At 67.7% G+C, this 24,571-nt stretch carries 27 protein-coding genes; 26 read left to right on the top strand and 1 reads right to left on the bottom strand.

Annotated elements, in window-relative coordinates; genetic code table 11:
* Window positions 1-190: 190 nt before the first annotated feature.
* The 14 genes from nusG to WG921_RS11910 all read left to right on the top strand — a co-directional run bounded on the left by nusG (window position 191) and on the right by WG921_RS11910 (window position 10,624).
* Window positions 191-859, top strand: a complete 669-nt coding sequence (gene nusG / locus WG921_RS11975; RefSeq protein WP_340109472.1) for a transcription termination/antitermination protein NusG — start codon at window positions 191-193, stop codon at window positions 857-859.
* Between the two features lie 733 nt (window positions 860-1,592).
* The gene (locus tag WG921_RS11970; protein ID WP_340109471.1) at window positions 1,593-2,150 is read left to right on the top strand and encodes a P27 family phage terminase small subunit; all 558 of its coding nucleotides are present in this window, start codon (window positions 1,593-1,595) and stop codon (window positions 2,148-2,150) included.
* Window positions 2,150-3,865, top strand: a complete 1,716-nt coding sequence (locus tag WG921_RS11965) for a terminase large subunit (RefSeq protein WP_340109470.1) — start codon at window positions 2,150-2,152, stop codon at window positions 3,863-3,865. The genes WG921_RS11970 and WG921_RS11965 overlap by 1 nt, the downstream gene beginning before the upstream one ends.
* 10 nt (window positions 3,866-3,875) lie before the next feature.
* Window positions 3,876-5,171 carry a phage portal protein gene (locus tag WG921_RS11960; RefSeq protein ID WP_340109469.1) on the top strand — a complete coding sequence of 432 codons (1,296 nt, stop codon included), beginning with the start codon at window positions 3,876-3,878 and terminating at the stop codon, window positions 5,169-5,171.
* Window positions 5,152-6,003, top strand: coding sequence for a head maturation protease, ClpP-related (locus tag WG921_RS11955; RefSeq protein ID WP_340109468.1), 852 nt, complete (start codon window positions 5,152-5,154; stop codon window positions 6,001-6,003). Before WG921_RS11960 ends, WG921_RS11955 begins: the two co-directional genes overlap by 20 nt.
* 10 nt (window positions 6,004-6,013) lie before the next feature.
* Window positions 6,014-7,327: a phage major capsid protein gene (locus WG921_RS11950; protein WP_340109467.1), complete on the top strand. Its 1,314-nt coding sequence runs from the start codon at window positions 6,014-6,016 to the stop codon at window positions 7,325-7,327.
* Window positions 7,328-7,418: 91 nt separating this feature from the next.
* Complete coding sequence (locus WG921_RS11945) at window positions 7,419-7,808, top strand: hypothetical protein (protein ID WP_340109466.1); 390 nt, start codon at window positions 7,419-7,421, stop codon at window positions 7,806-7,808.
* 55 nt (window positions 7,809-7,863) lie between these two features.
* On the top strand, window positions 7,864-8,046 hold the full coding sequence (locus WG921_RS11940; RefSeq protein ID WP_340109465.1) for a hypothetical protein: 183 nt from the start codon (window positions 7,864-7,866) through the stop codon (window positions 8,044-8,046).
* Window positions 8,046-8,579: a head-tail connector protein gene (locus WG921_RS11935; RefSeq protein WP_340109464.1), complete on the top strand. Its 534-nt coding sequence runs from the start codon at window positions 8,046-8,048 to the stop codon at window positions 8,577-8,579. Before WG921_RS11940 ends, WG921_RS11935 begins: the two co-directional genes overlap by 1 nt.
* A complete protein-coding gene (locus tag WG921_RS11930) occupies window positions 8,576-8,905 on the top strand; it encodes a head-tail adaptor protein (protein WP_340109463.1) in 330 nt (109 codons plus the stop codon). Before WG921_RS11935 ends, WG921_RS11930 begins: the two co-directional genes overlap by 4 nt.
* The gene (locus WG921_RS11925; RefSeq protein WP_340109462.1) at window positions 8,905-9,414 is read left to right on the top strand and encodes an HK97-gp10 family putative phage morphogenesis protein; all 510 of its coding nucleotides are present in this window, start codon (window positions 8,905-8,907) and stop codon (window positions 9,412-9,414) included. The genes WG921_RS11930 and WG921_RS11925 overlap by 1 nt, the downstream gene beginning before the upstream one ends.
* Window position 9,415: 1 nt before the next feature.
* Window positions 9,416-9,802, top strand: coding sequence for a DUF3168 domain-containing protein (locus WG921_RS11920; protein ID WP_340109461.1), 387 nt, complete (start codon window positions 9,416-9,418; stop codon window positions 9,800-9,802).
* Window positions 9,795-10,241, top strand: coding sequence for a phage tail tube protein (locus WG921_RS11915; protein ID WP_340109460.1), 447 nt, complete (start codon window positions 9,795-9,797; stop codon window positions 10,239-10,241). Before WG921_RS11920 ends, WG921_RS11915 begins: the two co-directional genes overlap by 8 nt.
* The gene (locus WG921_RS11910) at window positions 10,241-10,624 is read left to right on the top strand and encodes a GTA-gp10 family protein (protein ID WP_340109459.1); all 384 of its coding nucleotides are present in this window, start codon (window positions 10,241-10,243) and stop codon (window positions 10,622-10,624) included. Before WG921_RS11915 ends, WG921_RS11910 begins: the two co-directional genes overlap by 1 nt.
* Window positions 10,625-10,628: 4 nt before the next feature.
* Here the strand turns inward: WG921_RS11910 and WG921_RS11905 are convergent, their stop codons facing one another.
* Entirely contained in the window at window positions 10,629-10,892 is a 264-nt protein-coding gene (locus WG921_RS11905) for a hypothetical protein (protein WP_340109458.1), read from the bottom strand.
* Window positions 10,893-10,925: 33 nt separating this feature from the next.
* On the opposite strand from WG921_RS11905, the gene WG921_RS11900 reads away from it, so the two are divergent.
* Genes WG921_RS11900 through WG921_RS11845 form a run of 12 tightly spaced genes read left to right on the top strand, consistent with a single transcriptional unit; the run spans window position 10,926 to window position 24,454 of the window.
* Complete coding sequence (locus tag WG921_RS11900) at window positions 10,926-12,770, top strand: phage tail tape measure protein (RefSeq protein ID WP_340109457.1); 1,845 nt, start codon at window positions 10,926-10,928, stop codon at window positions 12,768-12,770.
* A 1-nt stretch (window position 12,771) separates the two neighbouring features.
* Window positions 12,772-13,389 carry a hypothetical protein gene (locus WG921_RS11895; RefSeq protein WP_340109456.1) on the top strand — a complete coding sequence of 206 codons (618 nt, stop codon included), beginning with the start codon at window positions 12,772-12,774 and terminating at the stop codon, window positions 13,387-13,389.
* Window positions 13,389-13,946, top strand: a complete 558-nt coding sequence (locus WG921_RS11890) for a hypothetical protein (protein WP_340109455.1) — start codon at window positions 13,389-13,391, stop codon at window positions 13,944-13,946. The genes WG921_RS11895 and WG921_RS11890 overlap by 1 nt, the downstream gene beginning before the upstream one ends.
* 1 nt (window position 13,947) lies before the next feature.
* Window positions 13,948-17,490: a phage tail protein gene (locus tag WG921_RS11885; RefSeq protein WP_340109454.1), complete on the top strand. Its 3,543-nt coding sequence runs from the start codon at window positions 13,948-13,950 to the stop codon at window positions 17,488-17,490.
* A complete protein-coding gene (locus WG921_RS11880; protein WP_340109453.1) occupies window positions 17,487-17,900 on the top strand; it encodes a hypothetical protein in 414 nt (137 codons plus the stop codon). Before WG921_RS11885 ends, WG921_RS11880 begins: the two co-directional genes overlap by 4 nt.
* Window positions 17,900-18,208, top strand: a complete 309-nt coding sequence (locus tag WG921_RS11875) for a hypothetical protein (RefSeq protein ID WP_340109452.1) — start codon at window positions 17,900-17,902, stop codon at window positions 18,206-18,208. The genes WG921_RS11880 and WG921_RS11875 overlap by 1 nt, the downstream gene beginning before the upstream one ends.
* Window positions 18,208-18,570 (top strand): hypothetical protein, encoded by a 363-nt coding sequence (locus tag WG921_RS11870; RefSeq protein WP_340109451.1) that lies wholly within the window; start codon window positions 18,208-18,210, stop codon window positions 18,568-18,570. The genes WG921_RS11875 and WG921_RS11870 overlap by 1 nt, the downstream gene beginning before the upstream one ends.
* Window positions 18,571-18,624: 54 nt before the next feature.
* The gene (locus WG921_RS11865) at window positions 18,625-18,987 is read left to right on the top strand and encodes a phage tail fiber protein (RefSeq protein WP_340109450.1); all 363 of its coding nucleotides are present in this window, start codon (window positions 18,625-18,627) and stop codon (window positions 18,985-18,987) included.
* Window positions 18,988-18,991: 4 nt separating this feature from the next.
* The gene (locus tag WG921_RS11860) at window positions 18,992-23,065 is read left to right on the top strand and encodes a hypothetical protein (protein WP_340109449.1); all 4,074 of its coding nucleotides are present in this window, start codon (window positions 18,992-18,994) and stop codon (window positions 23,063-23,065) included.
* Window positions 23,062-23,364, top strand: coding sequence for a hypothetical protein (locus WG921_RS11855; protein ID WP_340109448.1), 303 nt, complete (start codon window positions 23,062-23,064; stop codon window positions 23,362-23,364). The genes WG921_RS11860 and WG921_RS11855 overlap by 4 nt, the downstream gene beginning before the upstream one ends.
* Window positions 23,361-23,975 (top strand): hypothetical protein, encoded by a 615-nt coding sequence (locus WG921_RS11850; RefSeq protein WP_340109447.1) that lies wholly within the window; start codon window positions 23,361-23,363, stop codon window positions 23,973-23,975. Before WG921_RS11855 ends, WG921_RS11850 begins: the two co-directional genes overlap by 4 nt.
* Complete coding sequence (locus WG921_RS11845) at window positions 23,975-24,454, top strand: 3TM-type holin (RefSeq protein WP_340109446.1); 480 nt, start codon at window positions 23,975-23,977, stop codon at window positions 24,452-24,454. The genes WG921_RS11850 and WG921_RS11845 overlap by 1 nt, the downstream gene beginning before the upstream one ends.
* Window positions 24,455-24,571: the final 117 nt, after the last annotated feature.

Raw genomic sequence — 24,571 nt, 5'->3', positions numbered from 1 at the left:
CCTCCCTATCCTCCCTACCCTCCCGTGAGGGTGAGAAAAGATAGGTAAAACAAGAAGATAAGATGGCCGAAATCATGGGAGGCAAGCGCGGCGTCGAGACCGCTACCCTCCCTAGCCTCCCGCGCGGCGGAGGAGAAACACAACATATGGCAAGGCGGATGCTTCGGGACACAAGATGAAGGATCTGGCGATGAGAGACGGCGAGATGACGGGCTTCGGGCGGATGGTGAGGGTGGTGGACGTCTCGCGCGGGGCGCGGCCGACGCCGGGCGCTGAGCGGCGGGCGCCGGCGGCGCCATGCCGGCTCGATGAGCTGGCGGCGCGGCTGGACGGCTCGCGCTGGTTCATCGCTCGGGTGATGGGCGGGCAGGAGTTCCGGGTGGTCGACCGGCTCGATCAGCGCGGGATCTTCGCCTTCACGCCGACGCGGGCGGTCTGGCGGCGCTGGAGCCGCTACCAGGCCCGGAAGTCGCTCCGGGTGTTCCCCGCCGCGCCGGGTTATGTGGTCTTCGGCCAGCCGGCGGCGTTCAGGTTGCAGCGGTGGGTGGCGGTGCTCGATTGCGACGGGGTTTTCGATGTGCTCGGCGTCGAGGAGGCCGGAGCGCCGGTCAGCGTCTCGGCGCGGGACGTGGAGCGGATCGCTCGGCTCTCGACCGAGGCGCGGGAGGTGGAGCGGTTCATGCGGGCGCGGGCGGAGTTCGGCGTGGGCGACACGGTCCGCGTCTCGGCGGGCGCGTTCGAGGGACTGACCAGCGCGGTGCTGGAGATCGAGGGCGCGCGGGCGCGGATCATGGCGGAGATCTTCGGCGCGGCGCGCGAGGTGATGGTCGGGCTCGGCGACCTGGAGCGGGCGGGGTGAGGGCGGCAGGCGAAAAAATGTCTTGCAAAGCGCGAATCATTCCTCCAAGTGTTTCTGTCATCCGGTGCCGGCGGATCAAACCGGCGAGGGCGCGTTCAAACTCTCAGAGAAATGCGCGCCCGCCACCGCCCCACGCGGAGCGCCCCACGACTAGGGGCATGGGGCGGAATGTCCAAAATTCAGTGAGCCCCACCTGCGGGGCGGCGCCCCGCCCGGGTTCGGAGCGGGGCGTTTCCAGGTTCAGGAACGGAAGGTCTTCTGATGATGATGCGCCCCTGCGCCCATCCGGGCTGCAGGATCCTTGTCCGCGCAGGTCTGCGCCATTGCCCGGATCACGCGCGACTCGCGGCGACGGCCCTGGCCGCGCGCCGGGCGCGGAACGATGTCAGGCGGGCCGACCGGCCGTCGCGGAAGTGGTACAAATCGGAAGCATGGGTGCGGAGAAGCCGAGCGCAGCGCATGCGCGAGCCGCTCTGCCGTCGGTGCGCCGCGCTCGGCAAGGTGAGGGCGGCGGCGGTGGCCGACCACGTCACGCCTCATCGCGAGGATCCGGGGCTGTTCTGGCATGGGGCGCTCCAGTCGCTGTGCTGGTCGTGCCATTCGGGCGCCAAGCAGAGACAAGAGCGCCGCGACGACAAGGCCGGGGGCGTCAAAAAGTCTGGAGCGTTTTCTTCCGGAACCGGCGTGGGTAGACAAATTTATGCGGGTGGTCGGGGAAATGGGAGGGGGGGGGATGTCTGAACGTGGGCGCACGCCGACCCTTTCGGGCGGCAAGGCGATGGAGGGTGGGCGGTCGATCGTGGTCGACCCGATGCGCCCGGAGGAGATCGCCCAGCTTCGCCCGCCGAGATACCTTAAGCGGCACGGGCGAGAGGTCTGGTATCAGGCGCTGAGATCGCTTGGCCCGGCGCGGCACATCAGCCACGGCGACCTGGCGACGCTGGGGCAGGGATGCCTCGACTGGCAGCGCTGGCGCGATTTCGAGGATCGGATCGCGCAGATGAACCGGGCGGGAGACACCGATTTCGAGGGCGAGCTCGATACGACCCCGAAGGGATTTCGGCAGATGTCGCAGCTGCGGATACTCGCTGACCGGGCGAAGCGGGACTGGCGCGAAGTCGCGCGGCAGTTCGGGTTGACGCCGGTCGCGCGGGTGCGGACGGCCGGCGCCGCGCAGGGAGACTTCTTCACCATGCTCGACGCAGGACCGAAGAAGCGGGACGCCGCTCCGGCGGCGCTCGACCCGACCGACCCCTACGCCGACCCGCCGGCCCCGCGGCAGATGCACTGATGAACGAGGCCAGACTGGGCCATGTCGCGGCCGCGCATGAGTACGCGTCCGCCGTCGCCTCTGGAGAAATCCCCGCCGGGCGCTGGGTGGTGCTGGCGGCGAAGCGGCACCTCGCGGATATGGCGCGCGCCGAGGCCGGGTGGCGGTTCGCGTTCGATCCGGTCCGGGCGCAGCGGGTCTGCAACGTGATCGAGACGCTCCCGCATGTGAAGGGCGAGTGGGCGGCGCGCGGCGAGCTGCTCCGGCTGACGCCATGGATGTCGTTCATCGTCTGCTCGATCTACGGCTGGGTCGAGCGCGAGACGCGGCTCCGCCGGTTTCGCAGCGCCTATATCGAGATGGCGCGAAAGAACGCGAAGTCGACGCTGCTCGGCGGGCTCTGCCTGAACGCGCTCGGATTCGATGGAGAGATCGGCGCCGAGGTCTACAGCGCGGCGGCGTCGAAGGACCAGGCGCGCGTCGTCTTCGACATCGCGCGGCTGATGGCGGCGAAGACGCCGGCGCTCGAGCAGCGCCGGGGCATCGTCGTCAAGAAGCATTCAATCGCGCAGGACAGCACCAACAGCGTCTTCGAGCCGTTGGCGTCTCAGACGAAGACGCTGGACGGAAAGAGCCCGCACTTCGCGTGCCTGGATGAGCTGCACGCACACAAGGATCGGTCGGTACACGACGTGCTGGATTCGGGGATGGGCGCGCGGGCGCAGCCGCTTCTCATCTCGATCACGACAGCCGGGTACAACACCGCCGGGGTCTGCTTCGAGATCCACCGGGATGTGAAGCGGATGCTGGACGCGGTGGGGGGCGAGGACGAGAGCGATAAGACCGATCGTCTTTTCGGGATCATCTACGCCGCGGATGAAGGAGACGACCCGGCCGACCCGGCGACGTGGTCCAAGGCCAATCCGAACCTCGGGGTCTCGATCCAGATGGAGTATCTGCAGACGGCCTGGGACAAGGCGGAGCGGAACCCGGCGCAGATGGGCGAGTTCCTGCGGAAACACCTTTGCGTCTGGACCAGCGTCGGCGCGGCCGCGTTCGACCTCGACTCCTGGGCGGCGGGCCGAGACGAGGATCTGGACCTGGCGGCGTTCACCGGTCTCGACCAGGTGATCGTCGGGCTCGACGGGTCGAAATCGGAAGACTTCACGTCGCTGGTGGTCGTGGGGTTCCGGGGCGACGAGGTGCTGCTCTGGGATGAGCATTGGGCCACCGGAGACGTGATCCACCGCGAGGGCAACGAGCATCTGAGCGGCTGGGTCGCGTCCGGGTGGCTGCACGAATGCCCTGGCGCTCTGATCGAGTTGGAGGATTTCGAGGCGCGGGTCGAGGAGATCGGAAAGCTGCTCGGCGCGGCGGAGATCGCATACGACCCGCAATATCTGTTGCAGATGGCGCAACGCCTGTCGCGTCGGGGGATGACGATGGTCGAGCAGCGGCAGAATACGCTGAGCCTCGACCCCGGATTCCGCTGGGCGCAGGGGCTGATCCGGGACCGGAAGGTCCGGCATCGCGGCAATCCGGTGATGTCTTGGATGGTAGGCAACACCATCGCGCAGGCGAGCCGGTCGGGGGAGTTCATCCACCCGGCGAAGATCGGACCGCAGGACAAGATCGACGGGGTGCAGGCGTGGCTCACGGCGATGGCGCGACTGGAGCAACCGGAGGAGGAGGCGGGGCCGTCAATCTACGAGACGCGGGGCCTGCTGGTCGCATGAGGATCGGCGTATGAGCTATCTCGGGGATCTCGGCCGGGCCGTGATCGGCCGCGCGGCGAAGCGCCCGGCGGCGAGCGCGGGCGCGAGCTACGATCTCGCCAACATGTCGGACGAGCAGGTCCGGGAGTTCATACGCATCGGCGGCGGGATGCAGACCGCGTCCGGCGCGGTGGTCACCGAATCGAGCGCGATGCGGGTCGCGGCCGCGTGGCGCTGCGTCAACATCATATCGGGCGCGATCGCGGGCCTGCCGTCCGACCTGATCCGGCGGGTGTCCGAGACGGAGCGGGAGCCCGCGGTCGGCCACCCGCTCCGCCGGGTGTTGACGGTGAAGCCGAACCACTGGCAGACGCCGGGAGAGTTCAAGAGGATGATGACGGCGCAGCTCCAGCTGCGCGGCAACGCCTACGCGCTGAAGGTTTTGCTCGGCGGGCAAGTGCAGGCGTTGATCCCGCTGCATCCGGACCGGGTGGTGGCCGAGCAGGCCGACGACAACTCGATGCTCTACCGGGTGGCCGAGCGCGGCGGGCGTCAGCGGGTGCTGGGACAGCCAGACATCTTCCACATGCGCGGGATGAGCCTGGACGGGGTCACCGGTCTTTCGGTGATGTCACATATGCGCGAGTCGCTCGGGCTGTCGCTGAGCGCCGAGCGCGCCGGCGCGAAGCTGATGGAGCGCGGCCAGTTCGTCGGCGGGACGCTGAAGCACCCGGGGCAATTGTCTGCGGAGGCGTATGAGCGGCTGAAGGCGTCGACGCAGGAGGCATATGGCGGCGCCGACAACGCCGGCAAGATGATGATCCTCGAAGAGGGTATGGACTTCGGCTCTCCGAGCATGAGCGCGGTCGACCTCCAGTTCCTCGAGCAGCGGAATTTTCAGCGCTACGACATCGCCATGTTCTTCGGCGTTCCGCCGCACATGCTCGGCGCGACCGAGAAGACGACGAGCTGGGGGTCCGGGATCGAGCAGCAGGGAATCGGCTTCGTCACCTATACCCTGAACGACTGGATCCGGATCTGGGAGGAGTCGATCAAGCGCGACCTGATCCCGGAACGGGAATGGGACCGGATCGACGCGCGCTTTTTCACGCAGGGCCTGATGCGCGGCGACGCCAAGGCGCGCTGGGAGACCTACGGCAAAGCGCTGCAATGGGGGGTCTACAGCCCGAACGAGGTGCGCGCGTTGGAGGATATGAACCCGCGAGAGGGCGGCGGGATCTACTATCCGCCGCCGAACACGGCCGGCGACCCGGACACCGAGGACAAGTCAACGCATGGAGAGCCGGATGAGCCTGAAGAAGATTAACGCCCCGCGCGCGTTCGATCGCCCCGCCGGATACAGCTGGGATGCGCCGGCGGACGCTCTGGCGCGGTGGAGCGAAGCGCCCGCCGTTTCCGCCGAGGCCGGCCACATCCAGATATTCGGGATGATCGGCGAGGACATGTTCGACGAAGGGGTGACCGCGACATCCGTGCGCGAAAGCCTTGCCCGGCTCGGCGCGACCCCGGTGACTGTAGATATCAACAGCCCCGGCGGCGACATGTTCGAGGGCCTCGCGATCTTCAACTTGCTCGACGAACATCCGGCCGAGGTGACGGTCCGGGTGTTCGGTGTCGCGGCCTCGGCGGCGTCGCTGGTGGCGATGGCCGGCGACAAGGTGCTGATGGGCGCCGGGTCGGTGATGATGGTTCACAAGGCCTGGGGGATCGTCGTCGGCAACGAGCATGACTTCAAGGACGCGGCGACGGTTTTCAACACCTTCGACCGGTCGATGGCGTCGATCTACGCGGCGCGAACCGGCATGAGCGAAGAGGACGCGCTGGCGCTTCTGGACGGCCCCAACCGGGGATCCGACGGCACATATATGAGCGCGGCCGAAGCGATCGAGAAAGGTTTCGCCGACGACGCCTTCGACGGCAAGCAGGCGTCGGGCGCGTCGGCGGCCGCGATCCCCGGGGCGATCCTCGCGCGCCGCAAGGTCGAGGCGGCGCTCGCCCGCGACGGCGTCGGCCGGAAGGACCGCGCCGCGATGATCAACAATCTGTCGGGCCAGCGTGATGCAACCCGACCCGCCGCGCGTGATGCAGGCGACTTCGCCGCAGGGCTCCAGGCCCTGCTCACCACGATCCGGTCATAAGGAGACTCCAATGACCTATCACAATCCGGCGCCCTTTCGAGGAGTCGCCAGGGTGCGCGCCGACGCCAGCGATCCCACGAAGGTCGTCGCGCAGATTCAGGCCGCCTTCGAAGAGCTGAAGGCGAAGAACGACGAACGGCTCGAGGCGCTCGCCAAGGGCAAGGCCGATGTCGTGCTCAACGAGCAGGTCGACAAGATCAACGGGTCGATCACCGAGCTTCAGGGCCAGCTCGCCGAGATGTCGGCGAAGGCGGCTTCGCGCAGTCTCGGCCCCGACGCCGGCGACCCGGCGGCGAAAGCCGCGGCGACCTTTGCGCGTGAGCGCGGGATCGAGATCGACGTGGACGGCTATCGGTCCTACGCCGCCGCGCTCAACACCTATCTTCGACGCGGCGACGCCACGCCGGCGGCGGTGCGCGCGGAGATGTCGGTCGGCTCCGACCCGGCGGGCGGCTACACCGTGACGCCGGACATGTCTGGGCGGATCGTCAGCCGCGTCCGCGAGACCTCGCCCATGCGCAGTGTCGCCAATGTGATGGTGATCGGCACCGATGCGCTCGAAGGGTTCAACGATCTCGACGAGGCGAGCTGCGGCTGGGTCGGAGAGAAGCAGGCGCGACCGGAGACCGACACGCCGGGGATCGGCAAGTGGTCGATTCCGGTGCATGAGCTCTACGCCGAGCCGAAGGCGACGCAGAAGCTGCTCGACGATTCGCTGTTCAACATCGAGCAATGGCTCGCTGACAAGGCGGCGGACAAGATCGTCCGGACCGAGAACGCCGCATTCATGGTCGGCGATGGCGAGCTGAAGCCGCGCGGCCTGTTCACCTATCCGACAGCGGCCACGGCGGACGGGACGCGCGCCTGGGGCACGTTCCAGCATATCAACTCCGGAGCGAGTGGCGCGTTCGACTCGGCCCCAGCCGGCGCCGACGCGCTGATCGACATGGTGTTCAGCCTGAAGTCCGCCTACCGGACCAACGCGTCCTGGATGATGTCGCGGGCGATGGTCGCCGAGATCCGCAAGCTGAAGGATGGCGATAACCGTTATCTGTGGCAGCCGGATTTCACCGCGCAGCAGGGCGGCGACCTGATCGGCTATGGCATCGTGGAGGCGGAGGACACGCCGGAGATGGCGGGGAATTCGCTGTCGATGGCGTTCGGCGATTTCGGCGAGGGTTACACGATCGTCGACCGGATCGGAATCCGAGCTCTTCGCGATCCGCTCACGCAGAAGGGGTTTGTGAAGTTCTATATCACGAAACGCGTCGGCGGCGGCGCCAACAACTTTGAAGCGGTGAAGTTCCTCCGCTTCGGGTCCTGACCCTCACTCATCTGGATGCGCCTCGCCCTGCGGCGGGGCGCGCATCTTTCGGGGCGGCTGACCCGCCTCAATCAATCAGGAGGACGACGATATGGCAGCTCTGCGAGACCTCGCGAGCAATCTCTCTGTTGTGGAGAGCATCCGCCCGGCGGTGCACACCGCCACCATCGAAGGCGAGACCGTGGACATGCGGGGCTATTCCTCGGCCATGTTCGCGATCAGCGTCGGCGCGGTCGCCGGGTCCGGAGATTTCACGCTGAAACTGGAGGAGTCGGATAACGGTTCCGGCTGGACCGATGTCGCCGCCGGCGACATCGCCGGGACGCTCCCCGCGGCGCTGGCGGCGAACACGGCGCTGAAGGTCGGCTATCACGGATCGGCGCGGTATGTCCGGGCGACCAGCACGAAAAACTCGGGAACCTCGGTCGCCCATGCGGCGCTCGCGGTGCTCGGCCACGCGGCGCAGGCGCCGGCGGCCTGATCTGGTCCGAGAGAGACGGGCGGGCGTCGGCCCGCCCTTTTAGGCGGAGGGTGAGATGAAGATCAAGATCAAGATGCGGGCGCGCGCGTTGGGATCGGAGGACGGATACACGTCCCAAGAGTTCGCAGCCGGCAAGACCTATGACGTGGGCGCGGATCTGGCTGCGACGTTCATCAACAGCAAGCTGGCGCATCCGGTGAAGCCCCGCGCCGCGGCTGACGGCGAGGCGGGCGCCTGATGCTCTCCCGCGTCGCCGCGCCCGCGTCGCCGGTGGTCAGGCTCGACGAGCTGAAGGCGCATCTTCGGGTGGTGGGGCGCGAGGAGGATGAGCTGATCTCCGATCTCGAGCGCGCGGCGGTCTCGCTTCTCGACGGCTGGGGGGGGCTGCTCGGGCGCGGCATCCTGCGCCAGGCCTGGCGCCAGGAGTTCTCGCATTGGGGCCGCCTGCGCCTGGCGTTGCCGGACGCGCTTTCGGCCACGGTCACGTGGCTCGACGGCGACGGGGCGGAGCAAAGCGCCGACCAGGCGGAGCTCCGGGCGGATCATCTCGGCTCTTATGTTCTGGCGTCGGGGCCTGCGTCGTCGCGGATCTTCGTCGTCTTTGAGGTAGAGCTGCCGGCGCATCACCTGATGGCGGTGCGCCAGGCGGTCAAGCTATTGGTCGGCCAGTGGTACGAGAACCGCGAGGCCGGGGTCACCGGGACGATCACGGCGACGGTCCCGCTGGCGTTCGAGAGCCTGATCAACAACGTGCGGGTGCGGCGGATATGAGGGCGGGACGGCTGGACCGGATGGTGCAGGTCCTGCGCGCGGCGGTTGTCGATGACGAGATGCAGGCGCGCTTCGGCGCCCTCGCCCCGCTTGGCGCGCCGATCCCGGCGGAGAAGGCCGACATCTCCGATGGCGAGCGGTTCCGGTCCGGCGGGGTGGACGCGGCGCTCTCCACCCGGTTCACCGTTCGGTTCAACGCGCTCTCCGCGTCGATCCTGACATCAGACCGGCTGGAGTGCGAGGGCCGGATCTACGAGATCGTCGGGATCAAGGACGTCGGCGGGCGCCGGCGCGCGCTGGAGATCAGCGCAAGGAGGGCGCACTGATGGCGAGCACGCGATTCACGGTCGAGGGTTTGCGCGAGCTGGAGAAGGCGCTGGAGGATCTGCGCCCGGCGACGGCGAAGAACGTGGCGCGGCGGGCCCTTGTCAAGGCGACGCAGCCGGTGGCGGATCACATGAGCGAGCTGGCGCCGCCGGGCAAGTACAACAATCTGAAAAGATCGATCGGGATATCAACGCGGCTGAGCGACCGGCAGAAGGCGCTGCACCGGAAGATGTTCCGATCCGACCGCACGTCGGTCGAGCTGTTCCTCGGCCCGGATTATCGGAGATCCGGCAATCATGCGCACCTTGTCGAGTTCGGAACCGCGGAGCGGAGGCACAAGAGCGGAAAGTCGGTTGGGCGAATGCCTCCTCACCCCTTCGCGCGCCCGGCCTGGGACGCGGGGAAGCAAGGGATCCTGACCCGGCTCGCGGATCTCATGTGGGTCGAGATCGAGAAGGCGGCGGCGCGGGCGGCGCGCAAGGCCGCCCGCCTGGCGAAGAAGAGCTGAGATGGAGGAGGCGCTCCGCGCGCTCCTGCTGGCCGACGGCGCGGTCGCGGCGCTCGCCGGGGGGCGGGTGGATTGGGGCGAGACCCGGCAGAGCGCGGGGCGGCCGTATGCGGTTCTCACGCTGATCGGCGGCGCGCCGGGGCGGACCCAGTCCGGGCCGGACGGGCTCTTTCAGGGACGGGTCCAGATCGACTGCGCGGCCGAGACCTACGCCGAGGCGAAGGCGCTGTCGCGCGCGGTGCGCGGCGCGCTCGACGGGCGGAGCGCGGGGGGGTTCCAGGGCATCTTTCTTTCGGCGGAGCGGGACGGCCGCGACGCGGAAGTCGCCGACGCGCTGTTCGGCGTGTCACTCGATTTTCTGATAGCTTGGAGTAAGCAGGATGGCTGACGGTCAGATAGGATATGGATTCAAGGTGCGTGTGGGGGTCGGCGAGGCCCCAGCTTGGACCGCGCTGCAGCTGGTCGGCGATATCGACATGCCGGATGAGCAGGTCGACGAGATCGATGTCACGCACCAGGATAGCCCCGGGCGGCGGCGCCAGTTCATCGCAGGGCTGATCGACGGCGGCGAAGTCTCGATCCCGATGAACTATATACCGGGGAACGCCACCGACACTGTGCTGCTGGCGATCAAGGCGAGCGGCGAGGAAGTTCAGCTCGAGCTGACGCTGCCTCCGACCACGGCCGGCGGCACGGGCCAGACGGAGACATACGCCGCGTTCCTGAAGAGCTATGCGCGCTCCGCCCCGATCGCCGACAAGATGACGGCGACCGCGACGTTCCGGCTGTCGGCGCAGATCGTCGAAGAGGAAGGCGGAGGCGCCTGATGGCGGGGTTCACGGGCGAGAGCCAGTTGACGGTCGACGGCAGGACGTGGCGGCTTCATTTGGATTTCAACGCGCTTTGCGAGTTCGAAGGCGCGGTCGGCGGGCGCGGGCAGGCGAGGCTGTTGCAGCTCGAGATGGGGCGAGGGGATTTCTCCGACATCCGGGCGCTGCTCTGGGCGCTGCTGCGGCGGCATCACCCGGACATGACCCTGGCGGGGGCCGGCGATCTGGTGGGCGCTGACGTCGCGGCGGCGAACGCCGCGCTCGTCGCCGCGATCACGGCGGCGGCGCCGGAGGAGAGCGACGGCGGCGGGGAGGGCTCCCGCCCCGAAAAAAAAACGCAAAGCGCGGCGACGGAGGATTCGACTTCTCCGGGCTGCTGACGGGCTACGTCGCGGCGGGGTTCGAGCCGGGCGGGTTCTGGGCGTTGACGCCGCGCAGCTTCATCGCGGCGATGGCGGGGGCGCGGGCGCGGCTGGAGCGGGAGCGCCGCGCGCGGATCGAGGACGCGTGGCTGGCGGCGGCGCTGTCGCGGGCGAAGAAGCTGCCGAAGCTGGAGGCGTTGCTGGCCCCGCCGAAGGGGCCGGCGACACCGGCGGAGATCTCGGCGCGCCTGAAGGCGTTCTCCGCCCGGTTGCCGCGGATCACCATGGATGAATGGCGAGCACGAAGGAGTGACGGCTGATGGCGTCGGTGATCGGATCTCTGCGCGCGAATCTGGGGCTGGACAGCGCCCAGTTCGAAAAGGGGCTCGACCGTTCGACGCGGCGGATGAAAGGATTCAGCCGGGACGCGGATCGGCTGGGCCGCTCGATCGGCGTGGCGCTTCGCGGGCTGCTGCCGGCGCTCGGCGCCGCGGCGTTCGTGCGGGCGGCGGACCGGGCTCTCACGTCGCTCGACAATATCGGCAAGACGGCGGCGAAGCTGGGCCTCACGACAGACGCGCTGCAGGAGCTGCGCTCGGCGGGGGAGCAGTCCGGCGTCGCGATGGGAACGGTGGACATGGCGCTGCAGCGCTTTGTGCGCCGGGTCGAGGAGGCGCGGAACGGAACGGGCGAAGCGAAGGGCGCGCTGGAGGAAATGGGGATCGCGTTGAACGACGCGAGCGGCGCGGCGCGCCCGACGGAGGATATCCTGAACGACGTCGCCGACGCGATGGCGGGAATGGACACTGAGGGGGCCAAACTTCGGGTGGCGTTCAAACTCTTTGACTCCGAAGGCGCGGCGCTGGTCAACACGCTCGGCGAGGGGTCTGGCGCGCTGGATGGCATGCGTCGGCGCGCGCGCGATCTCGGCTCTGTGATCGGCGGAGACGTCATCGCAAACGCGGAGGATCTGCGGACAGAGATCGACCTGCTGGTCAGCGCCGTCGGGGCGCGCCTTACGGGGGCGTTTGGCCGTGCGGCTGTGGCTCTCAACGGTCTGTTCAGCGTTGGAGCGGAGCGACGGCTCGCGGAGGTTCGACGCCAAATTGCATCTGTCCAGGAGCAAGCTCAGCGTGAGATGGACAGGGTGATGTCTGGCGCGGCGGTAAACCCCCTCGCGGACGACCCGTTCGACCGGATCGAGAGGGCGCAGCGCGCGCTGGCGCGTCTGAGAGAAGAGGCGCAGTCTTTAGAATCGCAAATAAAACCCCCTGAACCTCCGGTGATTCCCGGCGGCGGTTCTGACGGCGACGGCGACGGCGACGGGGCCAAAAAAAATAAGGCGGAATATGACGACCTGATCCTGTCGATCCATGAGAAGAACCTCGCCACGCGGGACGAGCTGAAGCTGGTCGGCCTGACCGGCGCGGCGCATGACCGACGGGCGCTGAGCCTCGAGGCGGACAGGCTCCAGCTCGATCTGGTCGCGGCCGCGCAGAAAGACGGGCTGCCGCTGGACCGCGCGCGGGTCGCCGCGATCAACGAGGCGGTCGGCGCCTACGAGGCGCTGCGCGCGGAGCTGATTTCGGCGGTCGAGGCGGAAGATCTCCACCAAGAATCGTTGAGAGAGACCGCGGCGGCGGCGGCCAGATCGAAAGCGGCGATCGAGCAGATCGGCGACGCGCTCACCTCGGCGGTGACGTCCGCTAATAGTTTCGAGGACGCGCTGAAAAATGTGGCTCTGCAGCTGATCAACATCGCGGGGCAGGGCCTGGCCGGCGCGGGGCCGCTGGGGGGCGCGCTTGGCGGGGTCATCCCCAGCCTGTTTTCGTCGGCGCCGGCCACGTCGCCGACGCCAATCCCTCGGCCGTTCGCGCGGGGTGGGATCGTAGACGGCCCGACCGTGTTCCCGATGGCGCGGGGCCTCGGCTTGATGGGCGAGGCGGGGGCGGAGGCGATCATGCCGCTGAAGCGCGGGCCGGGCGGGCGGCTCGGCGTCGAGGCGTCCGGCGGCGGGGGCGGGGTCAGCGTGACGCTCAACGTCGACGCGCGCGGCTCGAACGATCCGGCGGCGATCGAGGCGGCGGTCACGCAGTCCTCGGCGATGATCCTCTCCGCCGTGCCGGAAGCGGTGCGGCAGGCGTTGCGGCATGGAGGGCTCTGATATGGCCACGAAATATCTCACGCTCCCCGCGTCGCTCCGGGTGAAGTCGTTCATCCCCGGCATGATCGACGGGCTCTCCCAGAACCGGGGGCCGTATTCGCCGGCGGAGCGGCGGCTGGAGACGGGCGGGGAGTTCTGGGTGGCGGCGCTCGACCTGGTGCCGATGGAGCCGGAGATGGGGCAGCAGATCCAGGCGCTGAGCTACCGGTTGATGCGTGCGGACGCGGCGTTGCAGCTCGGCCCGCCATCGCGCGCGGTGAAGCGGGGGACGACCTCGGATGCGGCGCTGACGCTGGACGGGCCGGCGGCGGCGGGCGCGACCGATATCGACGTGGCCGGGCTCGGCGCGGGCAGGACTCTGCTCGCCGGAAGTTACATCACGCTCGATGCGAAGCGGCTGCACCAGGTTGTCGAGGACGTGACGGCGGATGGCGCGGGCAAGGCCACGCTGGTGGTGCTGCCGCGCCTTCGGTCGGGCTATTCCGGCGGGACCTTTATCCGCGTCAAGGTGGCTGACCTCCGGTCGGTCTGGCGGCTGAGCGCATCGCCGCGGCTCGCCTATGACGCGCCGGTGTTCAGCCCGGTTCGGCTCGAGCTTTACGAGGCGGTTGAAGTCTGATGGCGCTCTCATCCGACCAGATCGCGCTCCTGCAGATGAAAAAGCGGGGCTGCTTCACGCATCTCGTGCGCGTCGCGCACCCGGACGCGCCGATCCGGCATTCGACCCTGCCGTTCGACTGGCGGGATGCAGGCGGGACGCTCTGGACCGGGCACGGGCTGATGATCGATCTCAGCCCGGCGGCGTCGCAGACCGGAATGGTCTCCACGACCATGGATATCACATGGGCGGGCGCGGATCTCGCGCTGCGCGGGCTGGCGCTGGACCGGAAAATCCGGGGCGCCGCGGTCTATCGCTATCTCGCGTTTATCGATGAGCGGGGGGCTCAGATCGATGATCTGGTGTCGGTGTGGGCGGGCGTCTGCGGCGAGCCGTCGATCAGCGGCGATCCGGATGCGCCGGAAATCACGATCAGCGCCGATCAAAAGCTCGTGACGCTGAACCGGGCGAATCCATCTCTCGCCACGCCGGAGGACCACGCGCGGTATTTCCCGGCCGATACGGGCTTCGATTATGTCGCGGGCCTGATCGACAAAACGATCACGTTCGGGGGCTGAGATGAGCTTTTTCGGCGGATTCAAAAAGCTCATCAAGCCGGTCCTCGTCGCTGCGGCGGTGGCGGCGGTGGTGGCGACGGCGGGCGCGGCGGCTCCGGTCATCTTCGGGACGGCGCTCGCGGGGACGACGGTCGGCGGCGCAATCATGGCGGCCGGCGCCAATATCATCGCCGCTGCGGCAATCGCCGGGGCCACGACGGCGGCGGGAATCCTGCTCGGGCCAAAGCCGAAATCGACCGGCTTCGCGGCGACGGCGGCGGTGCGGCAGGCGGCGTTCAATCTGCCGATCGTCTACGGGCGCACGCGCGTCGGCGGCGGGATGCTGCTCTATCATCTCGGGGAGACTGACGACAGCGATCTCATCGTCGCGGTCGCGGTGGCTTGCCACGAAATCGATGAATACAAGAAGATCTACGCGGGCGACGTGCTGCTCTATGACGCGGCGAATGGCGGGAGCCAGTTTCCGGCGGAGAAGCTGGATATCAATCTGCGCCTCGGGACCGTCGACCAGGGAACGCCGCCGATCATCGGGACGCAGCTCGATCTGCCGGTCAAGTGGGAGCTGCACGGCGTCGCCTATTACGTTCTGCGGTTTCGCAACTATGCCGAGAATTGGGCTTCGGGTGTCGGTGCGTTTTGGTCCGAAGTGCAGGGCTGCGCGGACGTCTACGACCCGGCGACGGAGACGCGCGGCTACACCAACAACTGGGCGCTCTGCGTCGCGGATTACCTGACGCGCAAGCGCGGCGGCGGCAAATACGAATACGGCGTCGACATCGACATTCCGGCGCTGACGCAAGCGGCGGCGATCAGCGCCGAGGGCGTCTCGGAGGATGGCGGGACCAACAAGCGGTATACGCTCAACGGCGTGATAGATACCGGCATCGCGCCGGGGACGGTGCTCAGGGATCTCGGGGTCTATGGCCTCGGGCAGCCGATCCAGTCCGGCGGCAAGATCAGCCTCGTCGCAGGCCGGGCGATCACGCCATCGGGGACGATCACGCAGGCCGATCTCGCCTCGCCGCTGACCATAGATTCGTCGGTCGATTTCGAGGACTATCCTGACGGCGCGCGCGGGGTCTACAGCCGGTTCGACGGGCGGTTCCAGTCCGACAGTTATCCGGCCGTGGTGCTGGATGACGCGCCGGCGCAGCCGAACATGATCAACGTCGATCTGCCGATGTGCACGAAGCCGGAGCGCGCGCAGCGGCTGGTCTCGGGGATCGTGCGCCAGGGGCGGCGGACCCGGACCGTCATCACTGGGCTCTTCTCCGAATTCCTCGGCGCGGTGGCGGGCACGATCTACAACGTGGATCTCGATGATTTCGGCATCGAGGGGCCGTTTGAGATCGTCTCGTCCAGCATCGAGATCACCAGCGTCGGCGCGCAAGTCCGCGTCACGATGCTGGAATATTCGCTGACGCTGTTCGACACTGGCTCGGTGACGCAACCGCCGGTGTTCGCGGACTCAACGCTGCCCTCGCCGTTGATCGTCGCGGCTCCGACCGGGGTCTCGGCGGTGGCGGAGACCGTGCTTCTCGGCGACGGGACGACGCAATCAAACGTTCTGGTGACGTGGGATGCGGTCAGCGGCATCTATGATCTGCGCTATGACGTGCGCTGGAAGCCGGCGGGTGGGGACTATCGCTCCCGGCGCAGCAGCTCCACGTCGTACCTGATCCAGGGCGAGCCGCGCGGCGTGGCGCTGACGGTCGAGGTTCGGGCGGTCAATCTCTACGGCGGGAAATCGGAGTGGGTCAGCGCCGGGACCGCGACGCCGTCGGAGGACGTGACCGCGCCGCCGGTTCCGAGCGTGACGATCGGCACGGTCGCCGGCGGGTTCGTGTTCAACGTCGCCGGCTCCTATGTCTACCCCGCCGACTTCTCCCATTTCCGGCTTTACGAGGGCGCGAGCGGCGCGGCGTTCGGCGCGACGAGCGAGGTTCTGAGCGCGGGCGGGCGGCAATCGCAGTTTCGCCGCGACGGGTTGGCGGCGGACACCGCGCGCTCCTATTACGTCACGGCGGTCGACCACACTGGCAACGAGAGCGCGCCGAGCGCCCGGAAAGACGGCACGACGCCGACATCGCTGACGCAGGAGGAAATCGACTCCGCGATCTCGGAGGCCGTGACCACCGCGAACGAGGCGCAGGAGGCCGTCGATCAGGTCATCATCGACGTCGCCGAGAACCGGGGGAATATCGACGCGCTGGAATCCCGTGTCAGCGCCGGGCCGTCCATCAACGTTGTGCTGAACAGCGAGTTCTCTATCGGCGCGGCGGTGAACGAATGGCCGGATTATTGGCGGACGCTGGGGGAGTCATCTGGCGAATATCTCGGCGGGTTGCTCAGCCCGAACAGCCTCCGCTCCGGCGCGGCCGAAGGGATGCAGCCGATCTATCTGCGCCGCCTCGCCAACGCCGTGGACCAGGATGCGCGCATTCTGAATTTCAGCAGCCGCGACGGCGCGCTCCCCGCCGACCGGGGCGTCCCGGTCCGGGAGGGCCGGTATATCGAGATCAGCGCCAATGTCGGCGCGATCAACTGCGCGGCGCGGCTGGCGCTGTTTTTCCTCGACGCCGCCGGCGCGCCCGTGGGGCCGGCGTTCTCCAGCGACTCGACGGCCACGGCGCCGATCCATCACCCCGAGCAGTTTGACCGGCTATGGGTCGGAGCGGAATGCCCGGCTGGCGCGACGCGGGCGATGCTCGAAGCGATCATGCCGGACTCGACCAACCCGGCGGTCGACGCGTGGATGTTTGTCTTCCGCCCGCAGATCACGCAGGGCGAGGCGGGGGCGACGGAGCCGAGGCCATACGCGCCGAGCTCGACCGTCGATCTGAATGCGGAGGTTGTCAGCCGCCAGATCGCAATCACCAACGAGCAGCAGGCCCGCGCGCTGGCGATCACGCAGACCGAAGCGGCGCTGAAGGACGACCTGCGCGGCTCCACGGAAGTCTCTCAACTCTCCCTCGCGGATATCGAGGGGATGCTGAAATCCAGCGTCCTCATCCGCTCGGTCGCGGGGAAATACGAGGCGCGGATCGGAGTACTGGCCGGGAACGACGGCACGTCGAAAATCCTGCTCGACGCCAACGATGTGATCGTCAAGAAGTCGATCACAGCGGCGTCCGGGCTCATCGGCGATCTGGCTGTCACCACGCTCACCCTCGCGGGCGAGGCGGTCACCAACGAGAAGATCGGGCAGGAGGCGGTCAGCCGCCCGTATAACGGATCTCGCGGGAATGGCGGCGTCCTCTTTACGGTCAATCTGCAGCGCGCGGGCTATATCAGCGCGCGGGTCTATGCGGTGGTCGACGTTCCGGCGGGGACGACTCGCCAGCTCAAGCTCAATATCGACGGCGTGACACGGCGCACGGTCGGCGCGTCGGCCCCGGCCGGCGGGCCGCTCTCCGGCGTCATGCTGATCGCCTCGGTCGCCGTCCCCGCATCGGCCGGGAACCACTCCATCGCCGGGCAGTTTTCTAACCCGCAACCCGCGCCCGTCAACCTCTTTGGCGACGCGCTCGGGATCTACGCATGAGCAGCTTTGCGATATGGGCCGGGCCGCTCCCGGCGGCGATAGACCGCGTCGTCTCGCTCCCGCCGAGCCAGACGGCCGAGAGCCAGCTCCAGGGGGGCGAGGCGGCGATCGCGGTGGACGACGACGTCCAGCACGACACGCATTTCATCGCGGAGATTTCCGGCGAGCCGGTCGCCGCGCTTCGCCCCACGATCCCCGCGCCGCCTGCCTTCGCCGCTGGCGTGGCGGCGACCTGGGCCGATCTCCCCGAAGGGGCGGTGCTCCGCTTCGTGGACGCGGACGGCGCGCCGGAGATCACGGTGGACGAGACCAATGAGGTCGCGATCACTTTCGCCGCCGGAAGCTGGACGGTGGAAGCGGTCGCGGAGTTCCCGTGGGTCTCCGAAACTTTCGCAATCGAGGTCGAATAATGGCGATTGAGATCATGAAAAAGCAGCCGCCCGCGAGCGTGGATCGCATCGCGTTCTGGGACTACGTCGCGGATCGTTTCGATTTCGGCCGGAACGAGGTTCGGGCGGCGGTTGAGCAGGCGGTCGGCGGCAACATGCTGACCGTGACGGAGGCGCGAAAGATCATCAACAGGATCGATCTGGCGGTCGAGTACGACGTCGATGATCCGTTGATCCCGATGGTTTTCGGGATTGTCCAGCCTACGGAGCCGCCAATGACAGGCGACGAAATCCGAGATCATTTCCGCGCGATGGCGGAGGCGGGCTGATGTTCCAGGTGGCGGACGGGGCGCCGGCGGAGATCAAGGTGATCGAGACCGCGGGCGACCCGATTGACGTTCTCATCCCGCTCACCAGCGCGGACGGCGCCGATATCGACCTCTCCGGTTGGGCCGCGTTGGCGGCGGCGATCGGGCGCCGCGGCGGGAGCGCGGTGGCGCTCGACGCCAGCCTCGTCGGCTCCGCGGTGCGGCTCCAGGCCTCGCGGGCGATCACGGGCGCGCTCGACCAGTTCAGCGATTACAGCATCCGGCTGACACGATCGGGCGAGGATGCTGGCCTGACAATCATCAACGGCGTGATCCAGATCCTGCCGAAAGTGTCGCCGCCCGGCCAGGGCGGCGCGGACTGACCCCGGGCGCACGCCCTCTCACCCCTTGACAACGATGACCGAAAGGACTCGGCGATGACCGATCTGACGAATTATGGCGAAAACCTGACCGCCGAGGCGGCGCTCGGCGGCGGCGCGTTTTACGTCGCGCTGCACAGCGAGGATCCGACCGAGACGGGCGCGGTTGGCGAGATCAGCGGCGACGGCGCGGCGCGCGAAGCGACCAGCTTCACGGTCACCGGCGATACGGCGGCGAGCGACGCGGAGCTGGTGTTCGGGCCGGCCACCGCGGACAAGGGGACGGTGACGCATGTCTCGGTCTGGGATGCGGCGACGGGAGGGAATTGCATTTGCAAGCGCGCGCTGGCGGCCGGGGCCGCGTGGCCGTCGGGGACGCTGACGTTCGAGGCCGGCGCCGTCACGCTGACGATGAGCTGACCCGATGGCGCCCACCGTCCCCGGACAGATCGTCATGGCCCCGGTCGTGGTCCATGGCTTTCCCAAGTTGCGGCCGTTCTCCTCCGCCATGATCGGCGGCGGCGCGATGGCGGTCTCCGCGCCGACATTGGCCCGCGCGCTTTCCTCCCCCCTGGCGGGCGTTGGGACGATGGGCGCCGGCGATCCCGCGCTCGACCAGCGTCTCTCCATCTCGATGGCCGGGGGCGCGGCGATGGAGGCTCCTGCTGCGGCTCTCGATCAGGCGCTCGCGGCGGCGATGGCCGGTGGCGCGGCGATGGGGGTGGCGGCTCCGGAAGCGGAGACGGGGTTCGCCGTCTCGGATCTGTTCGCGAATGGCGAAGACGGTGCGTGGTTCGACCCGTTCGACGCGGCGAGCATGTTCCTGACCTCCGATGGCGCGACGCTGATTTCTGGCGCTGCCGATCCCGTGGGGAAGATTCTCGACTTGAGCGGGGGCGGATCGGGCCTCGGCGCCGAGGCGGTCGGCAACGCCGATTTCTCGGACGGTCTGAGCGGGTGGACCGGCGCGCGGAGCAACGAGACCGTGACGCTGGAGAGCGGGCGGGCGCGGGCGACGGCGACGGCGTCGGGGGCGTATGGCGTCGCGGGGGTGGCGACCGGGCTGACCATCGGCCGGACCTATCAGCTCCGCGCGAACACGAGCGGGGCCGAGCCGAAGTTTTTCCGCGTCACGACCGACGCCGCCCTCTCCGGCGTGGAGCCGGTCAACAGCACCGGCGCGACGTTCTCGACCACGTTCGTCGCGACGGCGGCCACGCATTATATCGGTGTGATCGGGGTCGCGGACGCGCCCGGAGATTTCGTGGAGATCTGGTCCGCATCGATCCGCGAGGAGCTCGGCTCTCCGGCGCGGCAGGCGACGGATGGCCTGCGCCCGACGCTTGGCGTCACCGCGGACGCCGAGAAAGGGTCGCTCCCGCATCTTGTCAATGACGGCGTGGACGACAGCCTGACCGCGACTCTCCCCGATCTCGGAGCGGCCGTCACCATCGGGACCGCGACCGAAGCCGGAGTCTCGATACTGACCGCGCAGACAGTCGGCGCGGGCGCTTACGACGTGCTCGCGGGCGCGCGCACCTACGCGCATGTCGTCGTGGACCGGGCGCTGACGGTGGACGAGACGGCGGGGCTGCAAGCATATCTGGAGCTGAGGGCGCCGACCGAGACGGCGGCGGAGGCTCCGGCCAACACCGTGCTCCCGGCGATCACCGGGACCGTAGCTCAGGGCGAGACGCTGACGGCCAGCACGGGCACATGGACCGGCGATGCGCCGATCACGTTCGCATACAAATGGCGGCGTGACGGAGACGTGATTTCCGGCGCGACGGCGGCGACTTACACGATCCCCATCGACGCGCAGCCGGGTGAATACTCCGTCGATGTGACGGCGACCAACAGCTCGGGATCGACCACCGCCAGCAGCGCGGCGGCCCTGCTGCTTGAGACCACGGCCCTGCGCGGCGAGACGATGAACTTCACCGCGCCCGGCCTCGGCGGCGAGAGCGGCGATTACACCACGGCGGACCTCCTGCCGATGGGGCTGGCGCTCAACGCCTCCACCGGCGCGATCACTGGCGACATGCTTTCGTTCAGCCCGCCAGTCAGCGTTGATGTGACGCGCGGCGCGGTGACGAGGACGATCTCCATCGCCTGCACGGCTCTGCGCGACAGTCCGGCTCCGACGAAATACGTCGCTAACGTTGAGGTGGACGGCCTCACCTACGACACCACCGCGAACACGACGACGGGCGCCAATTTCCTCTCCACTCTGAAGGACAAATGGGCGGATAACGGCACCGTCGCGAGCCCGAAATTTCACAAGATCACGTTCTCGGGCGCGTCGATTGGCACGATCTACGACAGCTACGCCCCGGCGGGCGCACATCCGGTTCGCCCGCATACCGTCATCGTTGTCGAGGGCGGCGGGAAAACCTTCGGCTTCGTCAACTTCAAGGCTCCGCGCGGGGTGCTGATCGTGTTTGACGATTGGGTCATGCCGAATGATGGGTTCGCGGCGCTCGGGGTTGCGGATGCGTGGATGGCCACGCGGCGCTGCAAGATCGGCGCATGGTGGGCGGATGGCGCCAAGAGCAGTTCTTCTGGTATCTCTGGAAACGCGACTAGGGTGAGCAATGGTGGAAGCTGCTCCTTTGAAGCGACGGAGATGGCGGGCGCCAGCGGCATGATCGCCGTGCGAGACGGCTCGGTGTATCTCGTCGGGTGTTTCGGCCACCATTTCGTCGATGATTTCATCGCAGGCGGCGCGAACATGCCCGGCGGCGGCTCCGGAGAAAGCTATCTCTGGGAAGTCGGCACGACGACGATTGCGGCGCTGGCCAATCGCGGCAGGATCCACGCGGACGGCGACCAGAGCCAGCATACGGGCGCGACCAGCAGCGTCTACACGCGCGAAAAATACCAATCTTTCAACATCCTGGATAATATTCACTACGGCTCGACCGGCATCAGAGATAATGTTCTCGCTGCGTTCGAGAGCGTCAACCGGGTCAAGGGCTATTTCGCGGCCATCACCGGGTACGAAGGCGGGGTTTTCACCTCCAAGGACACCATCGTTGACGGGCTGGTGATCGCTCCGGCCCCCGGGCAAGGCAGCAGAGAAGCGTGGATCAGCCTCCGCGACCTAAAGCCGGGCGAGACGTTCCTCGGCTCAACGGCGCTCAGCAACCTGCTCGGATCGTCCTCTCCGATTCGATCCTCGGACTGGTCCGGCGTCAGCGTCACGGGCGAGAAAACCTACGGGATCGCGAACAAAACTGAGATTGAAGCGGCGTTCCCCAATATCATCGGGGCGGTAGGAGGCATCCCCTCGGAGCCGTCCAGATCGGGTTATGTCCCGACCGAACAGGCGTTCGTCATACACCCGAAATCGGTTCGGTCGGTCTACGGATCGTTCTTTGAGCCGGCGGACGGCTGGGCGGAATACAACATCGACCCGGCCGCTCTGCCGTTCTCCGCCGACTGGGGAGTGGCTCCGGCGTACTCCGCGCCGACCGCGCCGACCGTCTCCCTCGACATGGACGCGAAAGAGGTCACGCTCGGCGGCGCGGCGGGCGATATCGTCGCATGGACGCTCTCCACCTCCAGCGCCGCCCCATCGCCGCAACAGGTGATGCAACACGCGGACGCGACGGGGGTGTCCTCGGCAGGCGGCGGGAGCCCGGCCGATGAGATCATCGACGCGGGATATTATCGTTTTGCGACCGGCGAGACCAGCAAAGTCATCTCGCTGACAGTGACGCCAGCGGACGGGACCACATACTATCTCCGCGCCGTGGCCGAGACCGACACCGGGCGCTCGGCGGTCACGACGGATAGCGAGGCGGTCTCCCCGGCCCCGTCGTCACGCGTGGAGCCGGTCTGGCTGGACGACAACACATACACCGCCAGCGTTTCAGCCGGGGTCGAGGCCTCGCTTGGTAGTTACGTTTCAGATGGGTCGCCCATCTTGATCGGCGTCGGGTATCGGAGCGCCAAGCAGGATGCCGACGGATACATGACGGAAGCCACCCTCGGCGGCGTCGATGTGTTCTCACACATCATCGCTCAGGGATTTAATTTCGCGGCCCATCAGGAGGTGTTTTTGATCCCGTCACCAGCGGTCGGGACGCTGGAATTAAAAGCCAAGTTCGGCGGGGATAGAAACACCACGCTTGTTCAGGCGTTCAAGATCAATAATTCAAACGCTGGCGCGCTGACCGGGGATATCCAGACCGCCGTAAATTCGAGCACTGCCAGCCCGGTCACTGGCGTAAAGACAGCTTATGACGACAGCGTGATGATGACCTTCTTCACGCGCGTCAAGGGGCTTTCATACACTGTAGACAGTTGGACCGGCGGGACGCAGTTCCCCGATGCGGCGGGCGGCGATATTTCAGACGGGACAGCATCTTATAACGAGACGCGAATGCTCTGCGGGTCCGCTCTGGTGGACAAGGACGACGTTGGCCCGTCGATCACGTTGAGCGACGCCGGGCTGACCGTCGTCTCCGATATCGAGCTTCGGAGCGCGCCATGAGCGAGCAAGACAAGCGCGCCGGTATCCCGGCGAGCACTGTAATCTCTCTCATCGGGCTGGTCGTGCTTGGCTTTGGCCCGATGCTTCTTTTTGGCGAGCGGATCACGCGCGTCGAGGAGCAAGTGTCCGCCGCCAACGAGACGCTGGCCGAGATCAAGCTCGCGGTCAGGGGGCTGCGCACGCAGGACATGGCGGATCGCGATTGGGCGATCCAGCGCGAGCTCAACACTCAGATCCAGAGCCAGATTGACGGCGTTCAGGAGCGGGTTCGAAGGTTGGAGATCGGGAGCGGCAAATGACACGACAGGCATTTTACGACGCGGTGACGCCGGGGCTGTTTCGCGGCTCTCTCCCGCCATCGCAGAAAGACCCGCTCGACCGGCTGATCGACGAGGGTCTGGCGCGCGAGCGCACGCTCTATGAGGCGGCCTATGTGCTGGCGACCGCCTATCACGAGACGGATCGGTTCCGGGCGATGGAGGAATACGGGCGCGGCGAGGGCCGGCCCTATGGGCAGGACGTGCTGCTCTACAGCGGGCGGAGCGTTCGCTTCCATGGGCGCGGGTTCGTGCATCTGACATGGCTGGGGAATTATGTGTGGGCCAGCGCGGCGACGGGCGTCGATCTGGTCTCCAGCCCCGATCGCGCGAAGGAGCCGGCGATCTCGGCGAAGATCATCTGGGAGGGCATGATCCAGGGCGCCTTCACCGGAAAGGGCCTCGCGGACTATCGCACCGGCGACGGCAAGCTCGACTATGTGCAGGCCCGCCGGGTCGTGAACGGGACCGACAAGGCGGATCTGGTCGCGGGCTACGCGGAGCAATTCGAAGCGGGGTTGATGCTGATCGAGGACGCCCCCATCGTCTCGGGCTGCCCGCTCGGCCGCGCCGACTGTCCGAGGGCTGCGTGATGGCGCTCCCCCTCGTCGCCGCCGCCGGCTCCATCCTGCCGAGCCTGTTCGGCCTGATCGACGACCTGTTCACTTCGGACGCGGAGCGCGCCGAGGCCAAGCGCAAGCTCGTGGAGCTGGAGCAACAGGGCCGGCTGGCGCAGATCGCTGTCAACGCGGCCGAGGCCAAGCATGACAGCGTGTTCGTCGCCGGGTGGCGCCCGGCGATCGGCTGGCTCTGCGGCCTCATCCTCGCCTGGGTGTTCATCGTGCGGGACTTCATCGTCCTGGCGCTGACCATCGCGGCCCCGGACTTCGATGTGTCACGGCTGCCCAATCCGGATCTCGGCATGGTGATCACCATCCTCGGCGGAATGCTCGGTCTCGGCGCGCTGCGGACCACCGAGAAGCTCAGGGGCGTGAGCCGGGGCGGGGGGCGCCAGCGCCCCATGGCGCCGGTGGCCGAGCCGGGCGACAGGCGGGGCGGGTTCAAGCGGTGAGGGCCGAAATCTGTTCGGGACTATTTCGGGACTCTGCGCTCACTCTACACGACATTGGCCCCCTTGCGTTCTCAACGACGCATCTGTAGAAGCTGTGGAAACCCCACTATATCGTCA

This window comes from Paludibacillus litoralis (genome assembly GCF_037646705.1).
Taxonomy (GTDB): domain Bacteria; phylum Pseudomonadota; class Alphaproteobacteria; order Rhodobacterales; family Rhodobacteraceae; genus Pikeienuella; species Pikeienuella litoralis.
Note: the sequence above shows the minus strand (reverse complement) of the source record. Positions and strands in the feature narration are given on the sequence as shown.

Excerpts from the sequence above, each read along its gene's own strand:
- nusG (WP_340109472.1), top strand. The coding sequence starts at position 191 with ATGAGAGACGGCGAGATGACGGGCTTCGGGCGGATGGTGAGGGTGGTG.
- WG921_RS11970 (WP_340109471.1), top strand. The coding sequence starts at position 1,593 with ATGTCTGAACGTGGGCGCACGCCGACCCTTTCGGGCGGCAAGGCGATG.
- WG921_RS11965 (WP_340109470.1), top strand. The coding sequence starts at position 2,150 with ATGAACGAGGCCAGACTGGGCCATGTCGCGGCCGCGCATGAGTACGCG.
- WG921_RS11960 (WP_340109469.1), top strand. The coding sequence starts at position 3,876 with ATGAGCTATCTCGGGGATCTCGGCCGGGCCGTGATCGGCCGCGCGGCG.
- WG921_RS11955 (WP_340109468.1), top strand. The coding sequence starts at position 5,152 with ATGAGCCTGAAGAAGATTAACGCCCCGCGCGCGTTCGATCGCCCCGCC.
- WG921_RS11950 (WP_340109467.1), top strand. The coding sequence starts at position 6,014 with ATGACCTATCACAATCCGGCGCCCTTTCGAGGAGTCGCCAGGGTGCGC.
- WG921_RS11945 (WP_340109466.1), top strand. The coding sequence starts at position 7,419 with ATGGCAGCTCTGCGAGACCTCGCGAGCAATCTCTCTGTTGTGGAGAGC.
- WG921_RS11940 (WP_340109465.1), top strand. The coding sequence starts at position 7,864 with ATGAAGATCAAGATCAAGATGCGGGCGCGCGCGTTGGGATCGGAGGAC.
- WG921_RS11935 (WP_340109464.1), top strand. The coding sequence starts at position 8,046 with ATGCTCTCCCGCGTCGCCGCGCCCGCGTCGCCGGTGGTCAGGCTCGAC.
- WG921_RS11930 (WP_340109463.1), top strand. The coding sequence starts at position 8,576 with ATGAGGGCGGGACGGCTGGACCGGATGGTGCAGGTCCTGCGCGCGGCG.
- WG921_RS11925 (WP_340109462.1), top strand. The coding sequence starts at position 8,905 with ATGGCGAGCACGCGATTCACGGTCGAGGGTTTGCGCGAGCTGGAGAAG.
- WG921_RS11920 (WP_340109461.1), top strand. The coding sequence starts at position 9,416 with ATGGAGGAGGCGCTCCGCGCGCTCCTGCTGGCCGACGGCGCGGTCGCG.
- WG921_RS11915 (WP_340109460.1), top strand. The coding sequence starts at position 9,795 with ATGGCTGACGGTCAGATAGGATATGGATTCAAGGTGCGTGTGGGGGTC.
- WG921_RS11910 (WP_340109459.1), top strand. The coding sequence starts at position 10,241 with ATGGCGGGGTTCACGGGCGAGAGCCAGTTGACGGTCGACGGCAGGACG.
- WG921_RS11905 (WP_340109458.1), bottom strand. The coding sequence starts at position 10,892 with ATGGTGATCCGCGGCAACCGGGCGGAGAACGCCTTCAGGCGCGCCGAG.
- WG921_RS11900 (WP_340109457.1), top strand. The coding sequence starts at position 10,926 with ATGGCGTCGGTGATCGGATCTCTGCGCGCGAATCTGGGGCTGGACAGC.
- WG921_RS11895 (WP_340109456.1), top strand. The coding sequence starts at position 12,772 with ATGGCCACGAAATATCTCACGCTCCCCGCGTCGCTCCGGGTGAAGTCG.
- WG921_RS11890 (WP_340109455.1), top strand. The coding sequence starts at position 13,389 with ATGGCGCTCTCATCCGACCAGATCGCGCTCCTGCAGATGAAAAAGCGG.
- WG921_RS11885 (WP_340109454.1), top strand. The coding sequence starts at position 13,948 with ATGAGCTTTTTCGGCGGATTCAAAAAGCTCATCAAGCCGGTCCTCGTC.
- WG921_RS11880 (WP_340109453.1), top strand. The coding sequence starts at position 17,487 with ATGAGCAGCTTTGCGATATGGGCCGGGCCGCTCCCGGCGGCGATAGAC.
- WG921_RS11875 (WP_340109452.1), top strand. The coding sequence starts at position 17,900 with ATGGCGATTGAGATCATGAAAAAGCAGCCGCCCGCGAGCGTGGATCGC.
- WG921_RS11870 (WP_340109451.1), top strand. The coding sequence starts at position 18,208 with ATGTTCCAGGTGGCGGACGGGGCGCCGGCGGAGATCAAGGTGATCGAG.
- WG921_RS11865 (WP_340109450.1), top strand. The coding sequence starts at position 18,625 with ATGACCGATCTGACGAATTATGGCGAAAACCTGACCGCCGAGGCGGCG.
- WG921_RS11860 (WP_340109449.1), top strand. The coding sequence starts at position 18,992 with ATGGCGCCCACCGTCCCCGGACAGATCGTCATGGCCCCGGTCGTGGTC.
- WG921_RS11855 (WP_340109448.1), top strand. The coding sequence starts at position 23,062 with ATGAGCGAGCAAGACAAGCGCGCCGGTATCCCGGCGAGCACTGTAATC.
- WG921_RS11850 (WP_340109447.1), top strand. The coding sequence starts at position 23,361 with ATGACACGACAGGCATTTTACGACGCGGTGACGCCGGGGCTGTTTCGC.
- WG921_RS11845 (WP_340109446.1), top strand. The coding sequence starts at position 23,975 with ATGGCGCTCCCCCTCGTCGCCGCCGCCGGCTCCATCCTGCCGAGCCTG.